The sequence below is a fragment of the Bacillus sp. Root131 genome (genome assembly GCF_001429475.1).
Taxonomy (GTDB): domain Bacteria; phylum Bacillota; class Bacilli; order Bacillales; family Bacillaceae_G; genus Bacillus_A; species Bacillus_A thuringiensis_S.
Window position 1 is genome coordinate 78,310 of sequence record NZ_LMJQ01000006.1, and the last position, 15,702, is coordinate 94,011.

Below are 15,702 nucleotides of genomic sequence, written 5' to 3' on the forward strand. Positions count from 1 at the left end.
TCCTAATTTTCTCGAATATCATATCATCCTTTTGTAACTTATGGAATTTTTAAGGAAATTTTAAGGTTTTCTTTCGCAAAAAATTAAGAATCAAATGATATGATAAAAGTAACATAGGGGAGGAGATGAGTGTGAATCCGTTTCAAGTGATGCGAGCTAGATATTTTTTAATTGTATTTGCACTATTAATTTTAATAGCGAGAAGTAGTGGCGAGTTGCTAACAAGTATATTTCATATACAAAATTCTTCTTTTATAAATATCCTTATATTCTATATCCTTCCGATGGTATGGATTTTTTATGAGTATAAAAAGCATCGCATTTCATTTTCATTGTTTGTTAATAAAAATGAAACATTTAACTTGGTGCAAGTTTTATACATTACGGTTATGTTATGCATATTTAGTTACGGGTATCTTATTTTGTATATGTATAGTTTTGCATGGATCACACCAGACTTTATTATGAATGCATTGCATGAACCGATTATAGATAGTACTGGGGGATATGTATATCAAGTCATTAGGGTTGTATTCATCGCACCAATTATCGGGGAGTTTGTTTTTCGCGGATTTTTACTTCAACGCTTTGCAACAAAATGGGGAACGAGCATAGCGACCATCGTTGTAGCAATATTGTTTGCATTGTTACATGTTGATTTCCTCGGTGCAGCCATATTCAGCATCGTATTGTCGATCGTATATATTCGTACGGAAAGTTTACTCATGCCAATTGCAATACATATGTTAAACAATGCATTTGTAATGGGCGCGGCTTTTTTAATAAGTAGAGAAAAAATTATGAGTTTTGCAGACTTCTCAAATTATACGACATTCTTTCCTGGACTTATTATATTTATAACGGGATTAAACTTAGTACTTATCTTTTTATTTGTTAATCGCAAGTATTGGAGTAAAGAAGTGCCAGTTATATATGCAGAGCAGGAAAAGAGCTTTTCAGATGTAGTCGGGAGTAAATAAGATGAAGAAGACGGTTGAAAAAATATTAAAAGAAATTATAGATGCTACGTCTATTGCAGATATGTGTGATAAAAGCTTTTGTAATTGGATTCAACCTGTAGTAGATACGTTTGTGTTTCCAGAGTATTATTTGTTTTCTAGTAATCATTTAAAAGAAAATATTATTTCTCTTCTTATTGTATTAGGAGTTGTACTAATATTTGGTCTAATTGTAGAAGAAATGATGAAGCGCATCTTCAGAAAAAATGGAGAGAAGTATATGTGGGTTCATAAAGTATTCGAGAAAGTAATAGTGGCTTTCCTTTTGTTTTATAGTATGAAAACAATCATTTACTTTATAGCTTTGAAACATCATTAATTCTAAATTTGAAAGGGATGTATAAAATTATATGAATGAAACGATATCATCAAATAAGTTTTTTTATTTGATTTTACTTAGTCTAGTGTTAATAACGACAGTGAATGTTATTTTGCGCTGGGAGGAAGCTTACTTTTTCATGTATTTAGCGCTCCATTTGTTGGGGATTTTATGTATAAGTGGTGGAGTCGTTACTGAAAAAAAGAGTGAAGAAAGCGTTAACTATATGTGTGTGATCGGTCTTATTTTACTTTTAGCTGTACAGGGTATTATGAAATATAGTTCCTTCTCTTTACAAGATTTTAGTTTATTAATAGATGTACTTCCTTAAAGAGGCTCTTTATGTTATCTAAAAAGCAAGTAGGGTACGTACTAGTTTTAATCGGATTTTTTAAGATTATCCCGCTATTTGCCGGGCAGTAAGACCCCACTGATTAAAGTTTCGCTTTATTATAACGACGCTATTCTTTCAAGACTATGAGTATATTTGATATGTAAAAGGCGTTGGTTTGTAAGTGCTTCCGGATTATGAACCGAAGAAAGTGTTTAAAGATAGGTAAAACTCTTCTTATGTAGAAGAGTTTTTTTATGTGAATAAAAAGATCCATAGCAATTCACATAATAAGCTTGTTCTAATTTAGCGTGTACGAACTTACAATAATAATAGACAGGCAGCATAGAGGAGGGAATAGCGTGAGGAAGGTTATTGGTTGGTCGCTTTTTTTGTACGTTGGATTTGCGTTACTTATATATTGGTATTTATTTGGATGGAATCATGAACTTATTCCGGACATGTATAAAGGAACAAGTGCAGATCCAGAAACGTTTATGAGTGCTAGAGAGCTTACGCTAAGCCAAGATTATTCGCGCGTGAAAAATTTACTATACTTTTTAGCGACGCCTCTTGAATGGATTATTTTATTATTTGTACTTGTGCTAGGTATTTCAAGAAAGTTTGAGAAATGGTCGAAGGAAACGACTAAAATAAGTGTCTTGCAAGTTGCGATTTATTTCTTTTATTTATCATTACTGACAACAGTGCTTGCCTTACCGATGCAATGGATTGGCCGGAAAGTATCCGTTGATTACGGCATTTCAACACAAAGTACACAAAGCTGGATAAAAGATCATGTTATCGGTTTTTGGGAAAGTTATGCGACTATGTTAATTGTAGTTACCGTTCTATTATGGCTTATCCGTAAATTTCCGAAGAGGTGGTGGCTAGCAGGGTGGGCGCTCTCTGTTCCATTTACAATCTTTTTAACATTCATACAGCCTGTCGTTATTGATCCGCTTTATAACGACTTCTCAACGCTGAAAAATAAAGAATTAGAAACGAAAATTTTAGCGATAGCAGACAAAGCTGACATTCCTGCTAAACACGTATATGAAGTAAATATGTCAGAAAAAACGAATGCATTAAATGCTTACGTAACAGGAATTGGTCCTAACGCCCGTATTGTAATGTGGGATACAACGCTTAAGCAGTTAAAAGATAAAGAGATATTATTTATCATGGCTCATGAAATGGGACATTATGTTATGAAGCATATATACTTTGGCGTTGCAAGTTATGTATTGCTATCGTTTATAGGTATGTTTTTAATTAGTCGTATTATAAATATGTGTATTCGCAAATGGGGAGATACATTGCAAATTTCAAAAGTAGCATGTTTCTCCATTTTACCTTTATTTTTCTTAATTTCTTCTGTACTCTCTTTTGCAGCACAGCCAGCAACAAACTACGTTTCACGTATAGAAGAAAGAGCGGCAGATCAATATGCTTTAAATATGACGAAGGATGGGAAATCTGGTGTGAAAACTTTTCAATATTTATCAAAAACAAGTTTAAGCCAAGTCAATCCGCCTGCGTTAGTGAAATTTTTCTTATACACGCACCCACCAATTTTTGAAAGAATTCACACGTTTGAACAATATGAGAAACAAAGAAAAAAGGAGTAGCTATTATGCTACTTTTTTTTATAGAGATATAAGTTTTATATTGGGAATATTTATCATTGCTTTTTATTGCGATTTTGTAAATAATAAGCTATAAAATTCTAAAAATCTATATATAAAGGAATAAAGGTGAAAAAATGTATTTTTTACAAAATTTAAAAGTGAAATATAAATTATTAGCGCTTATTTCATTAGCAGTTTTAGGTATGATAATTATAAGCAGTGTAGCAATTCATTCTATTAATAAGATTAAACACGATACAGAGGTTGTAGTAGATGATTATCAATATTCTGCAATTTTATTAGAAGGAATGCTTCGCACACAAAATTCACTAGAATATAACTTATTAGAGTTAATTACGGCATCACAAAATGAAGTAGCAAATAAAGAGGGAATAATTGATAATATTGAAAAGGATCTTAAAAAATATGATTCTTTATTAAAAGAATATGATGATGGTTTTAATTTAAGTAAGCAAGAGGATGAACTGTTTCAGAAGATGAAGAAATCTTTACCAAGTTATAAAGATACATATAAAAAATTATTTGAAAAGGCGAAGGCAACAAACGAGCCACAAATGGTAAATGAATTTCAGAAGGAATTAAAACCGAAGGGAATAGAGTTAGCTGGTTATGCAGTGGATCTAGAATCGTATGTTTCAAACTTAGCTGATCAAGTGTTTAAAGATTCTCAAAAAATGATTGATCGATCCGTTATTACCTTTATCATTCTTGTAGTAGTTACTACAATCGTTATATGTATAGTAAGTTATATTATTAGCAAGCTTATAGTTGCTCCTTTACAAACGGTTAGTCGTATGATGGAAAGAGCGAAAGAAGGAGATTTAACCGTACATGGTGATTATACTGCTAAGGATGAATTAGGTGTATTAGTAAGTAATTTTAACGAGATGATTGCAGGGCTAAGAACAAATATGCAAGAAGTAGAGAATAATATTCAGCTTTTATTCCAACATGCAGACGGAGTAGTATCTGCATCAGAAGTATCTAGTAGTGCAGCGAAGAAAATCACTATGGATATTGAAGAAGTTGCAAATGGTGCAGAAAGTCAAATGCAAGCAATGGAACAAACTGCGGGTGCGATGGAAGAGTTGACACAAGGAATGCAGAGTATAGTCAATACATCATCCTCTGTAAATGAATTATCTGCTCAATCAGCATTAGATGCAGAGAATGGTAACAAATTAATGAAACAAATGATTCAACAGATGGATACAATCCAAAATTCGGTACATAGCGGTGTGAAACAAGTAGAGACTATGAAAGAACAATCAGAAGAAATTGTTAAAATCATTGATGTTATGCAAGGTATTACCTCTCAGATTAACTTATTAGCATTAAACGCCGCAATTGAGGCTGCACGTGCTGGTGAAAGTGGTAGAGGATTTGCAATTGTGGCAGATGAAGTGCGGAAATTAGCAGAACAATCTAGTGATTCTGCAAAACAAATTGAGAATCTTATTACTCAAGTTATGGGAACAACGAACCATACGGTACATATGATGGGGAAAGTAGATAATGAGGTACAGGCAGGTACACAAGTAGTAATGCACACAGAAAAAGTATTTGGAACAATTACAGAAAAAGTACAGCAAGTATCTGAGCAAATTCAAACGGTATCTATGTCTACAGATGAAATTGCAGCGAGTAGTGAGGAAATCTCGGCTTCTGCAGAAGACATGGCTCAAATTTCCCAAAGATCATCTGACCGAACTGATAGGGTAAAAGAGTCTATTCAACAGCAAGAAAAATCTGTTCAAGAGATTTCGGTTTCAATTGAACATATGCATAACGCAGCAGGAAAATTAAAACAAATAGTTGGCCAATTTACTCTTCAAAAGTAGTAGCATATTTGAGTGTTAATAAATATAAAAAAGCATCCTCTTTTAAGAAAAAAGGATGCTTTTTTTATTACTACTATTCTTAGATTTCGAGCATTTTCAAGGTGATGATCTGTACATACTAGATTTGTATATTACTTATTTTTTGACAGTTTAAGACATTTATCGACGAGAATTATTTCTGTATTAGTGTTTTTAGATCCTGCTGTTGCAATATTATTAGATACTGTTTTTACCGGATTTAGACCAACTAGTATGCAAGTAGTAGGGATTATCCTTATATTTGTAGGGATGGCGCTAACTTTTCGCAAGGGAAGAGAAGGCGAGTTATCAGTGGAGAGGAATGCTACCTCTGAAATATAAATCATGAATATAGTAACCTTCATTAGGCATCTCCTTTACGCGCCAATAAAGGGAAGTTGTAAAGTGAAAAGGAGTTTATAAAGAGATTGTAGAATGTTTTAGTATATAACACCTTAGATGTGACAACTTCCTTTTTGAAAAAGGAAGAAGGAGGCATAAAGCAGAAAGGTAGTGGAAATATTTCTTCTAGAAGATTTGCATTTTATCTTACATTCACCAAAAAATAGTACTCCTGAAACAATGAAGTTCATTTTATTTGAATGAAATAGGGAGAGAGGACGATGAAGAAAAAAATATTGGGTGTAATGATGATTGCGACAATGGCAGGAGGGATATTTGCAGGGACGAATGTGACGCCTGTAAAAGCGGAAGAGTATCCACAAATGATTGTGTTTGAAGATGTTCCATACGGGTTTTGGGCATATGACGCTATTATGGATTTAGCATATCATAAAATTATATTAGGGTATGGAAACGGGAAGTATGGTGTTGGTGATCTTACAACACGTGAACAAGTAGCTGGTATTATTTACAGAACACTTGAAATGAAAGAAGAAGGATCAGTAGCGAATCCGTATAAAGATATTTCTGATAGTACAACAACTTTTAAAAAGGAAATTTTGGCGTTAACAAAACGTGGTGTTTTTACAGGGGATGGGCAAGGGAACTTTAGGCCGAAAGCACCAGTCTCTAGAGCGGAAATGGCTGTCATTTTAAAACGAGCATTTACTTTTGAAACGAAGCAAAAACATACATTTAAAGATATTCCAAAAGGCCACTGGGCAGAAGATGCAATTAGTGCGCTACAATCTAATAATGTTGTAAGAGGAACTGGGAATGGCATGTATGAATTAAATCGCCCTGTACCTAGAGAACAATATGCTCAATTTATTAATAATGCGATTATTAATTATCATTTGAAAGAGGATTGGAGATAGAGTGAAATATGAAAGCACAAATAGAAATATTTGTGCTTTTTTGTTTGTTTAAAAAAGAATTATTATTCGTTTTTATGTATTTTTAATGTTATACATAAGCTTTATAATCAACCCCATAAAAAAGACATGATGTGTAATATGATTCACAAAACCGTCACGAAATGTGTCGGAAAATATATTGTTACTATACTATTTGTTATGTATATTTGAAAAAACATATACATATTGGGGAGGAAATGTAATGAGCAAAAAATTATTAAAAACAGCTACAGCATTAACAATTATGGGTGGGGTGTTATTCTCAGCAGAGAGTAACAATGTAAAAGCGGAAAGTGCACCGTTGCAAAAAACAAATACAATTGTATTTAAAGATGTACCAAAAGGGCATTGGGCATATGAGGCGATTCATGATTTAGCGGAACAAGAAATTATTTTGGGATATGGCGATGGAATATTCGGTTTTGGGGATAATGTAACACGTGAGCAAGTTGCAGCTTTAATTTACCGTGTGTTTGATATGGAAGAACAAGATGAATATGAAAACCCATATGGAGATATCGATGAAAATTCAACAAGCTTTATCGAGGAAATATTGGCTTTAACGGAAATGGGAATTTTCCAGGGAGACGAGAATGGAAACTTTAGACCGAAGGCGACGTTAACGCGTGCGGAAATGGCACAAGTTCTTACGAATGCTTTTGACTTACAGGCAAAGGGATCTCATAACTTTAATGATGTTTCAGCAAATTCATGGGCAACGAATGCAATTAGTGCAGTACAAACAAATGGTATTACAATGGGAATCGGAGAAGGTAAATTCGGTCCGTCTATGAAGGTAACGAGAGAACAATACGCACAGTTTTTACATAGAGCAATATTGCATGATATGGAACAAGGGCAGTAATAAAGTTTAACTAGTCAAAGTGAAATTTAAAAATAATACAAAAAGGTCGTTGTTGTATAACAGCGGCCTTTTTTTGTATGAAATAAAGCGCGAAAGAATGGCGTTTTGAAAAAAAATGAAGTGAATTTTCAAAAAAAACTTCCTTTTCTGAAGATTTGTTATATAATATAAAACATGAAATCAAATCTGTTATAAAACAGTTTAAGAAGGGGATGCTAATATGTCGACGCAAACTTCACGGGTTACACTCGTTGGAGAAATGTTACCAGCGTACAACGAAATATTGACACCTGAGGTGCTTAGTTTTTTGAAGGAACTACATGAGAATTTTAATGAGCGCCGCATAGAACTTTTACAAAAACGTGTAGAAAAACAAAAGAGAATTGATGCAGGGGAGTTTCCGAAGTTTCTAGAAGAAACAAAACACATACGTGAAGCGGATTGGACAATTGCCAAGCTGCCAAAAGACTTAGAGGATCGCCGCGTAGAGATTACTGGACCGGTAGATAGAAAGATGGTCATTAACGCTTTAAATTCAGGAGCGCATCTTTTTATGGCGGATTTTGAAGATTCGAATTCACCAACTTGGGAAAATGCAGTGGAAGGTCAAATCAACTTACGAGATGCAGTAAAGGGAACGATTTCACATGAAAATGATAAAGGGAAAGAATATAGATTAAATGAGAAAACAGCTGTACTCATTGTACGTCCAAGAGGATGGCATTTAGAGGAAAAGCATATGCAAGTTGATGGGGAAAATATGTCAGGTAGCTTAGTAGATTTCGGCTTGTACTTTTTCCATAATGCGAAAGCTCTTTTAGCAAAAGGGAGCGGCCCATACTTTTACTTACCGAAAATGGAAAGTTATTTAGAAGCGAGATTATGGAATGATGTATTCGTATTTGCTCAAAAATATATCGGCATTCCAAATGGAACGATTAAAGCAACTGTGTTACTGGAAACGATTCACGCTTCGTTTGAAATGGATGAAATTTTGTATGAGCTAAAAGATCATTCTGCTGGCTTAAACTGTGGAAGATGGGATTATATTTTTAGCTTTTTAAAGAGTTTCCGTAATCATAATAAATTCTTACTACCAGATAGAGCACAAGTCACGATGACAGCGCCATTTATGCGTTCGTATTCTTTGAAAGTAATTCAAACGTGTCACCGCCGTAATGCACCAGCAATTGGAGGAATGGCGGCACAAATTCCGATTAAAAATAATCCAGAAGCGAATGAAGCAGCTTTTGAAAAAGTGCGTGCTGATAAGGAGCGCGAAGCTTTAGACGGTCATGACGGGACTTGGGTTGCTCACCCTGGACTTGTACCGGTTGCAATGGAAGTATTTAATCACATTATGAAAACACCAAATCAAATTTTCAGAAAACGTGAAGAAATATGTGTAACAGAAAACGATTTACTAGAGGTACCGGTGGGAACGATTACAGAAGAGGGCCTTCGCATGAATATTAGCGTAGGTATTCAATATATTGCATCTTGGTTCAGCGGACGGGGAGCAGCACCCATTTATAACTTAATGGAAGATGCGGCAACTGCTGAAATTTCAAGAGCACAAGTATGGCAATGGATTCGTCATGAAGGTGGAAAACTAAATGATGGTCGTAATATTACGCTTGAATTAATGGAAGAGCTAAAAGAAGAAGAATTAGCAAAAATAGAAAGAGAGATTGGTAAGGAAGCCTTTAAGAAAGGGAGATTCCAAGAGGCGACAATGTTGTTTACAAATCTCGTTCGAAATGATGAATTCGTACCATTTTTAACATTACCAGGTTATGAAATTTTATAAAAAATGAAAAGGGGATGGAATAAATGAAAAACGAAAGAATCGAGAAATTACAAGAAAGCTGGGAATTAGATGAGCGTTGGAAAGGGATCACACGTCCATATTCGGCAGAAGATGTAATTCGCCTGCGCGGATCAATTGATATTGAACATACATTAGCGCGCCGCGGTGCTGAGAAGCTTTGGACATCGCTTCATACAGAAGACTATATTAACGCACTTGGCGCATTAACAGGAAATCAAGCGATGCAACAAGTAAAAGCTGGGTTAAAAGCGATTTACTTAAGTGGTTGGCAAGTGGCAGCTGATGCAAACCTTTCTGGACATATGTATCCAGACCAAAGTTTATATCCAGCGAACAGCGTACCTGCTGTAGTGAAACGAATTAATCAAACACTTCAACGTGCGGATCAAATTCAACATATGGAAGGAAGCGATGATACAGACTATTTCGTACCGATTGTAGCAGATGCAGAAGCTGGATTTGGTGGACAATTAAACGTATTCGAACTGATGAAAGGTATGATTGAAGCAGGTGCATCAGGTGTGCATTTTGAAGATCAATTATCTTCAGAGAAAAAATGTGGCCATTTAGGTGGAAAAGTACTACTACCAACGCAAACAGCGGTACGTAATTTAATTTCTGCACGTCTTGCAGCAGATGTAATGGGAGTGCCAACAATTATCGTTGCAAGAACAGATGCAGATGCAGCTGATTTAATTACGAGCGATATCGATCCTGTTGATAAAGCATTTATTACAGGAGAAAGAACACCAGAAGGATTTTACCGTACGAATGCAGGTCTTGATCAAGCGATTGCGCGCGGTTTAGCGTATGCACCGTATGCAGACCTCGTTTGGTGTGAAACGTCGGAACCAAATTTAGAAGATGCAAAACGATTTGCGGACGCAATTCATAAGGAGCATCCAGGAAAGTTACTTGCATATAACTGTTCACCTTCATTCAACTGGAAACAAAAACTAGATGAAAAAACAATTGCGAGCTTCCAAAAGGAAATCGCATCTTACGGTTATAAGTTCCAATTCGTAACACTTGCTGGATTCCATTCATTAAATTACGGTATGTTTGAACTAGCACGTGGCTATAAAGAGCGCGGCATGGCAGCATACTCTGAACTACAACAAGCTGAATTTGCAGCAGAAAAACACGGCTACTCTGCAACACGTCATCAACGCGAAGTAGGAACAGGTTACTTTGATGAAGTTGCACAAGTGATTACAGGCGGAACTTCATCAACGACAGCGTTAAAAGGATCTACAGAAGAAGCACAGTTTACGAAATAAAAGGAAGGGGCACCTGTTTGAAGGGGGCCCCTTGTTATTTTGTGAACGATTCGAAAAGAGATATCAATTTATCGGCAAAAAACGATACTAACTTTTCTTTATTACTAAATCAACGCCACTCAGCCCTATGATTACGAATAAACTTCATATCTTTCTCATAATGCTCTAGATGTCCTTCATCAATCATTCTTTGGAAATTCAAGTCGCCTTCTTGCGCTTTTCGTTTCATATATGTACATAACCCTTCTAATCGTAGCAACACCATTCCTAAGTAATCTTCATCCATATTTTTACCATAGGACTGAACGAATAATTTCACTCTCTCTTTAATACGATCTGCATGTTGCGATGATTCATAATGAATGGCTTCACCAGATTCTGTATAATACACTCTACTTAAAGGCACACAAGTATAAAGTGTATAAGCGATATCCCATAGTCTTGGACCAGGAGCAGCAACATCGAAATCAATAATCCCTACTGGCTTCTCATTATTAAAAATAATGTTATATATGGCAAAATCATTGTGGCATAAAACCTCAATGTTATTTGGCGTGTGATCCATCGGTTTCCAATCATCTAATAACGGAAAATCACTTACAGCATCATGGTAAAGGCGGAGCATCTTTGCGCTATCTGGCTTTAACTCTCGACGAACAGTATTTTCAGAACGATATACGTTCGAAACGTTTCCGCCTGTTAGCTTTTCTTCGTTATCGTAGTTTGACATGTAAAAATTCCCCCTATAATTAAAAAATCCAATTCCAAATAGTGAATAGACCAACAATGGCAGAAAAGAGAAGGCAAGCAAGGAATGCTAGACAGCCAAAAGGAACTAGCTTATCTTGCCATGTTTCTTTATACTCATAAATTAACTCCTCTGCTACTTTCTTCTGCACTGAAGATAAAGGTTGATCTTTATACAAAGCTTTTATATGGTTAGAATCGCCTTTAAACTTTAAAGCGCGTGCAATATGATGAGGGTTATTTCCCATTGATTTCTCAAATAATAAACATGATTCATGCATAATATCTGTTTTATGCTCCTCTAGATACCAGTAACGTCCAGCCATTTCTGGATATTGTAATTTATAATAAATATCTCCGAGTTGTTTTCGAAGATGTAATTCATTTGGGTATGTAAAGATGAGGCCGTGCAATCTGTCTCTTGCTTTTCCAAGATTATTATTTTCAATATCCTCTTCGATTCTTTTTAATGTTTTTCTAGGAATTTTGTTGTTCATAAATTCCTCCTTATTTGGAATAGAGATAATTATATTTTATAAGAAATACTAAAAATTAGAAATTCCATTTTAGAAAAAGATTGTACATTTTATTTTAATGTGCTATGATGATGTCAGTTGAATAGTTAAATTAAGCAATCCATATGTTATCAAGTGCTGAAAACGAACGAGAAAAAGTATGTGAGAACTAGTTTATGTTTCGTATTTGATAATGTGTGGATTCTTTTTTTAGACAGGAAGACTAAAAAATTTAAAATTTGTATTTTCTTAGGAGGAAATAATTATGGCAGTAACAGGACAAGTAAAATGGTTTAACAACGAAAAAGGTTTCGGTTTCATCGAAGTTCCAGGCGAAAACGACGTATTCGTACACTTCTCAGCAATCGAAACTGACGGTTTCAAATCTTTAGAAGAAGGTCAAAAAGTTAGCTTCGAAATCGAAGACGGTAACCGTGGACCTCAAGCTAAAAACGTAATCAAACTATAATTTTATAGTTGATGATGGAAAAAAGGATGGCTAATGCCATCCTTTTTTTTTAGGTTGTGCAGAAATTTTTTTCAGAGCCTGTTTTTATATCTAAATCTCTTTTTCTATGTTACAACTGGTAAAAAATTATCGGGAATGCGTATTAGTTTCTGTATAAGAATTAGTTCAGCAAGAGCATTTGCTGCGTATGATAGTAAATAACTATAAGTTTGTATTCTTTATTGAAATAGGGGAATCTTTTCCAGATAGACCTTGAGTCTCATCTTTTTTGTTAGTATTGTTATTGGAATTTTGTACGTTTTGAGATGATGTTTCTAACAGTTGTTCTTGTTCCTTGCTAGGAGTATTCAGAGCATCTGAGGGGATGCTATTAACCTGCTGACTTAATAGATTTTCTTTATCCATAGTATACAACTCCTTTTTAGAATTCGATAAAAAGCAATGTAATTATAAATAGCTACTTATATATATTGTGTTTTTGAATGACATTATATACAAAACTTATATTACAAAGTTAATTAATTGACGAATTGTTAGTGATGGAAAAAGATGTACAAATTTAAATTTTTTAGTAAAAATTTAAAGCGGGTAACAAGTACAAATACTCTTTCTCATGTTTTATATAAGGATCATATTACAAATCAAAAAAGATGTAGAGAACCTTGGAAGAAAATATAGTTGTTTTTCTAAGGGTGAAGAAGAATAAATAAAATGATACTACAAATGTAAAAAGGCTTTCCAAAAAGGAAGGCCTTTTACTCTTTTTTCGCTACGTTTTTCTTCTCACGTTTTTTACATTCTGTACATTTTGATTTACGAAACGGTTTGGCAAAGAATAGCAGAATAAAAAATAAACCGAATATAATACTAGCTGAATTTTTCACGATAATGACGCTACTATTTTTCATTTGAATCGATGGTTGGATCTCTTTTTCTTCCATAGTGGCCCTCCATATATTGGATTTACATTTTAATTATAACAAAGTTAATTGTTGTAATGATGTGAAATGAGGAAGTGATTTCAAATATTTATAGCAGTATAAATGCTTTTTTGTGCACAATGCCATCTTGTTATTTTTATATATTTATTTTGAAATTTGAAGAATGTTTGATAAATAATAAATTAATGTAAAATAGTAGAATGTGCAATCCGTTTTCTTTTCATAGGTGCTAAAATTATATATGCAGCTGCTAATATAAATGGAAAAAAGGAGATAATAGAGTATGGAAAGTAAAGTGGAACGCTATGTCGAAAATTATGTTGTAACGAAAAATACGATGGCCTTACTTCCTGTTATTCTAAGTGAAAAGAAAATTGTTACGCGAGTCGTTGAAATGAATGATTCTTTTTTCGTATTTCAAAAACCACTAGATATTATAGAAAGAAGTTGCCGAAAGCATGGTTCTAGTTTCTTAGGCAGAAAAGAAGGAACGAAAGAATTAACTCATATTACACATAAAGCACCGATTGCGATTAGTCCTACAGATCAACTTTATTTTTTCCCTACCTATTCTTACTCTAGAAAAGAGTGCGCTTGGTTGTCTCATTTTTATATTGAAGGTAATAAAGAATTAAAAGATGGAAATCTTATTATTAGGTTTATAAATGGCTTTGCTGTGAAATTAGAAATATCAAAAACTAGTTTTGAAAATCAACAAAATCGTACAGCGAAATTGCGTACTGAATATGAAGATCGTAGGAAAAAACAAGGGAGCCCTTGTTTTAAAGAGATTGATAAAAAAGAGGAATCAACATTAAGACCTGCTTATGAGAGAGTGTATTTTGTGAAGGAAGGCGAAGTGTGAAAGGATGGGGGAATCATCCCCATTCTTTTTTTGTTTATCCGCTATTTACCGGGCAGTAAGACGCACACATCAAAATTCAGCGAAAGCAAAGAAGTTAGGTGGGGGCCCTGCTGCCTGTAAAAGCCGGATTGGTGAGGGTTGATTAAAGTTTCATTTTATCAATCTTTATAGATAAAGAGATGTGTTAGAAAAACCGAGTTGTAATTTCATTTACCGATAAAAATATCGGAAAACCACCTAAATAACAAAACGAACGACATTTCCTGTCGAATATTGATAGATTATCATAGCTAAATAATGAAGGAATTCTTATGAAAGATATGGAAACTTTAATAAATACATCTCCATATGTCGTATCTACCATTTCCTCTTTCATATAAGCAATGATACAGTAGGGATAGTATTTAGAGTAAAGGGGTAAAGTGTAGAATGGATTTTCAGACAATCAAAGAGTATTTTTCACCAGAAAATATGGATCATATTGTTGAGAGTTATAAAGCGTTCGGACCACTTCTTGGTATTGGTTTACCGATGATAGAGGCGTTGATTCCAGCATTACCGCTTATTGTATTTGTACTGGCGAATGCTGTTGCATTTGGCTTTTGGCTCGGTTTTCTTTATTCATGGCTTGGATCAGTAATGGGTGCATTACTTGTCTTTTTCATCATCCGCCATTTTGGTCGCAGTCGTTTCTTTTCGTTTGTAAATAAGCATGAGAGAGTAAGAAAAGCAATGGGGTGGATTGAAAGGAAAGGATTCGCACCGATTTTTGTTATATTTTGTTTTCCGTTTACACCGTCAGCGCTAATAAATGTTGTCGCTGGTTTATCACGAATTAGTGTAAAACAGTTTGGGCTAGCGTTAGCATTCGGAAAACTTGTGATGATTTTTATTTTAACGTATATCGGTCATGATTTAATGTCATTTATTCATAATCCGGTGAAATCAGTCATTGTAGCGATTGGTATTTTTATTTTATGGTATGTCGGTAAGAAAATTGAAGTAAAGTTAGAACTACATTAAGAATAGTCTTCTTTGTAAAGGAAAGCTTCAGTATTAAAGGATAAGGGGAGAAGCGGATGAAGAAAACTTTGAAAAAAGAAGGCATAGAGTGGATACGAACAATTTTAATTGGTGTATTATTAGCTGTATTTTTTCGAACGTTTTTCTTCTCAACGTATGTTGTAGAGGGGAAGTCAATGATGCCGACATTGCAAGATGGTAATATGCTCGTTGTAAATAAGGTGAGTTATCAAGTTGGGGACTTGAACAGATTTGACGTTGTGGTGTTTCATGCGAATAAAAAAGAGGACTATGTAAAGCGAATTATCGGTTTACCTGGAGATCATATTGAATATAAGCATGATAAGTTATATATAAATGGACAATTTATTGATGAGCCGTATCTAGAGAAATATAAGAAAGAGATAAATGGAAGGCAACTAACAGGCGACTTTAAATTAGAAGAGTTAACGAAAGAAAAGCTGGTGCCACCCGGGTTTATTTTTGTAGTAGGTGATAACCGGCTCGGGAGCTGGGATAGTAGACACTTTGGCTTTGTAAAAGCTGATACAGTCGTCGGTAAAGTTGATTTGCGATATTGGCCAATTCAAGAGGTGCAAACGAATTTTTCAAAAGGTTGATATAATAGATAGAAGTATAGAAAAGACAAACAACTCAGTTTGTCTTT

17 protein-coding genes and 1 pseudogene are annotated in these 15,702 nt (G+C 34.4%); 14 read left to right on the forward strand and 4 right to left on the reverse strand.

Going from position 1 to position 15,702, the window contains the following annotated elements:
• Window positions 1-131: 131 nt before the first annotated feature.
• The 10 genes and pseudogenes from ASE54_RS17770 to aceA all read left to right on the forward strand — a co-directional run bounded on the left by ASE54_RS17770 (window position 132) and on the right by aceA (window position 10,475).
• Window positions 132-980 (forward strand): CPBP family glutamic-type intramembrane protease, encoded by an 849-nt coding sequence (locus ASE54_RS17770; RefSeq protein ID WP_001067991.1) that lies wholly within the window; start codon window positions 132-134, stop codon window positions 978-980.
• A gap of 1 nt (window position 981) precedes the next feature.
• On the forward strand, window positions 982-1,338 hold the full coding sequence (locus ASE54_RS17775) for a hypothetical protein (protein ID WP_000754347.1): 357 nt from the start codon (window positions 982-984) through the stop codon (window positions 1,336-1,338).
• 31 nt (window positions 1,339-1,369) lie between these two features.
• Entirely contained in the window at window positions 1,370-1,669 is a 300-nt protein-coding gene (locus ASE54_RS17780; RefSeq protein WP_001006051.1) for a DUF2101 family protein, read from the forward strand.
• Between the two features lie 362 nt (window positions 1,670-2,031).
• The gene (locus ASE54_RS17785; RefSeq protein ID WP_001233317.1) at window positions 2,032-3,300 is read left to right on the forward strand and encodes a M48 family metallopeptidase; all 1,269 of its coding nucleotides are present in this window, start codon (window positions 2,032-2,034) and stop codon (window positions 3,298-3,300) included.
• Window positions 3,301-3,434: 134 nt separating this feature from the next.
• Window positions 3,435-5,162, forward strand: a complete 1,728-nt coding sequence (locus ASE54_RS17790) for a methyl-accepting chemotaxis protein (RefSeq protein WP_000273760.1) — start codon at window positions 3,435-3,437, stop codon at window positions 5,160-5,162.
• A 58-nt stretch (window positions 5,163-5,220) separates the two neighbouring features.
• Window positions 5,221-5,522: pseudogene (locus tag ASE54_RS37595) on the forward strand (DMT family transporter); the annotation flags it as partial.
• Window positions 5,523-5,803: 281 nt separating this feature from the next.
• The gene (locus ASE54_RS17800; RefSeq protein WP_000727105.1) at window positions 5,804-6,460 is read left to right on the forward strand and encodes an S-layer homology domain-containing protein; all 657 of its coding nucleotides are present in this window, start codon (window positions 5,804-5,806) and stop codon (window positions 6,458-6,460) included.
• A 241-nt stretch (window positions 6,461-6,701) separates the two neighbouring features.
• Complete coding sequence (locus ASE54_RS17805; RefSeq protein ID WP_012614769.1) at window positions 6,702-7,364, forward strand: S-layer homology domain-containing protein; 663 nt, start codon at window positions 6,702-6,704, stop codon at window positions 7,362-7,364.
• Window positions 7,365-7,584: 220 nt separating this feature from the next.
• Window positions 7,585-9,174 (forward strand): malate synthase A, encoded by a 1,590-nt coding sequence (gene aceB, locus ASE54_RS17810; RefSeq protein ID WP_000107341.1) that lies wholly within the window; start codon window positions 7,585-7,587, stop codon window positions 9,172-9,174.
• A 23-nt stretch (window positions 9,175-9,197) separates the two neighbouring features.
• The gene (gene aceA / locus ASE54_RS17815) at window positions 9,198-10,475 is read left to right on the forward strand and encodes an isocitrate lyase (RefSeq protein WP_000787346.1); all 1,278 of its coding nucleotides are present in this window, start codon (window positions 9,198-9,200) and stop codon (window positions 10,473-10,475) included.
• A 109-nt stretch (window positions 10,476-10,584) separates the two neighbouring features.
• On the opposite strand, the gene ASE54_RS17820 is transcribed toward aceA, so the two are convergent.
• Together ASE54_RS17820 and ASE54_RS17825 are read right to left on the reverse strand one after the other, a co-directional pair.
• Entirely contained in the window at window positions 10,585-11,205 is a 621-nt protein-coding gene (locus tag ASE54_RS17820) for a phosphotransferase (protein WP_000073812.1), read from the reverse strand.
• 19 nt (window positions 11,206-11,224) lie between these two features.
• Window positions 11,225-11,719 carry a DUF6584 family protein gene (locus ASE54_RS17825; RefSeq protein ID WP_001060337.1) on the reverse strand — a complete coding sequence of 165 codons (495 nt, stop codon included), beginning with the start codon at window positions 11,717-11,719 and terminating at the stop codon, window positions 11,225-11,227.
• A gap of 283 nt (window positions 11,720-12,002) precedes the next feature.
• Between ASE54_RS17825 and cspA the strand changes: the two genes are divergently transcribed.
• Complete coding sequence (gene cspA, locus ASE54_RS17830; RefSeq protein ID WP_000301518.1) at window positions 12,003-12,206, forward strand: RNA chaperone/antiterminator CspA; 204 nt, start codon at window positions 12,003-12,005, stop codon at window positions 12,204-12,206.
• Window positions 12,207-12,407: 201 nt separating this feature from the next.
• Here cspA and ASE54_RS17835 read toward each other — a convergent pair whose 3' ends face one another.
• A complete protein-coding gene (locus ASE54_RS17835) occupies window positions 12,408-12,611 on the reverse strand; it encodes a hypothetical protein (RefSeq protein ID WP_000356915.1) in 204 nt (67 codons plus the stop codon).
• 350 nt (window positions 12,612-12,961) lie between these two features.
• Window positions 12,962-13,147, reverse strand: a complete 186-nt coding sequence (locus ASE54_RS17840; protein ID WP_000391375.1) for a hypothetical protein — start codon at window positions 13,145-13,147, stop codon at window positions 12,962-12,964.
• Between the two features lie 283 nt (window positions 13,148-13,430).
• Here ASE54_RS17840 and ASE54_RS17845 point away from each other — a divergent pair, with 283 nt between their 5' ends.
• From ASE54_RS17845 to lepB, 3 genes are all read left to right on the forward strand, one after another.
• Window positions 13,431-14,012 (forward strand): competence protein ComK, encoded by a 582-nt coding sequence (locus ASE54_RS17845; protein ID WP_000444446.1) that lies wholly within the window; start codon window positions 13,431-13,433, stop codon window positions 14,010-14,012.
• 429 nt (window positions 14,013-14,441) lie between these two features.
• On the forward strand, window positions 14,442-15,035 hold the full coding sequence (locus tag ASE54_RS17850; RefSeq protein WP_000347517.1) for a TVP38/TMEM64 family protein: 594 nt from the start codon (window positions 14,442-14,444) through the stop codon (window positions 15,033-15,035).
• A 56-nt stretch (window positions 15,036-15,091) separates the two neighbouring features.
• Complete coding sequence (gene lepB / locus ASE54_RS17855; RefSeq protein ID WP_000751896.1) at window positions 15,092-15,655, forward strand: signal peptidase I; 564 nt, start codon at window positions 15,092-15,094, stop codon at window positions 15,653-15,655.
• Window positions 15,656-15,702: the final 47 nt, after the last annotated feature.

What these genes read in the sequence shown, in the direction of transcription:
- ASE54_RS17775 (WP_000754347.1), top strand. Translation starts at nt 982, where the DNA reads ATGAAGAAGACGGTTGAAAAAATATTAAAAGAAATTATAGATGCTACG.
- ASE54_RS17780 (WP_001006051.1), top strand. Translation starts at nt 1,370, where the DNA reads ATGAATGAAACGATATCATCAAATAAGTTTTTTTATTTGATTTTACTT.
- ASE54_RS17790 (WP_000273760.1), top strand. Translation starts at nt 3,435, where the DNA reads ATGTATTTTTTACAAAATTTAAAAGTGAAATATAAATTATTAGCGCTT.
- ASE54_RS17800 (WP_000727105.1), top strand. Translation starts at nt 5,804, where the DNA reads ATGAAGAAAAAAATATTGGGTGTAATGATGATTGCGACAATGGCAGGA.
- ASE54_RS17805 (WP_012614769.1), top strand. Translation starts at nt 6,702, where the DNA reads ATGAGCAAAAAATTATTAAAAACAGCTACAGCATTAACAATTATGGGT.
- aceB (WP_000107341.1), top strand. Translation starts at nt 7,585, where the DNA reads ATGTCGACGCAAACTTCACGGGTTACACTCGTTGGAGAAATGTTACCA.
- aceA (WP_000787346.1), top strand. Translation starts at nt 9,198, where the DNA reads ATGAAAAACGAAAGAATCGAGAAATTACAAGAAAGCTGGGAATTAGAT.
- ASE54_RS17820 (WP_000073812.1), bottom strand. Translation starts at nt 11,205, where the DNA reads ATGTCAAACTACGATAACGAAGAAAAGCTAACAGGCGGAAACGTTTCG.
- ASE54_RS17825 (WP_001060337.1), bottom strand. Translation starts at nt 11,719, where the DNA reads ATGAACAACAAAATTCCTAGAAAAACATTAAAAAGAATCGAAGAGGAT.
- cspA (WP_000301518.1), top strand. Translation starts at nt 12,003, where the DNA reads ATGGCAGTAACAGGACAAGTAAAATGGTTTAACAACGAAAAAGGTTTC.
- ASE54_RS17835 (WP_000356915.1), bottom strand. Translation starts at nt 12,611, where the DNA reads ATGGATAAAGAAAATCTATTAAGTCAGCAGGTTAATAGCATCCCCTCA.
- ASE54_RS17840 (WP_000391375.1), bottom strand. Translation starts at nt 13,147, where the DNA reads ATGGAAGAAAAAGAGATCCAACCATCGATTCAAATGAAAAATAGTAGC.
- ASE54_RS17845 (WP_000444446.1), top strand. Translation starts at nt 13,431, where the DNA reads ATGGAAAGTAAAGTGGAACGCTATGTCGAAAATTATGTTGTAACGAAA.
- ASE54_RS17850 (WP_000347517.1), top strand. Translation starts at nt 14,442, where the DNA reads ATGGATTTTCAGACAATCAAAGAGTATTTTTCACCAGAAAATATGGAT.
- lepB (WP_000751896.1), top strand. Translation starts at nt 15,092, where the DNA reads ATGAAGAAAACTTTGAAAAAAGAAGGCATAGAGTGGATACGAACAATT.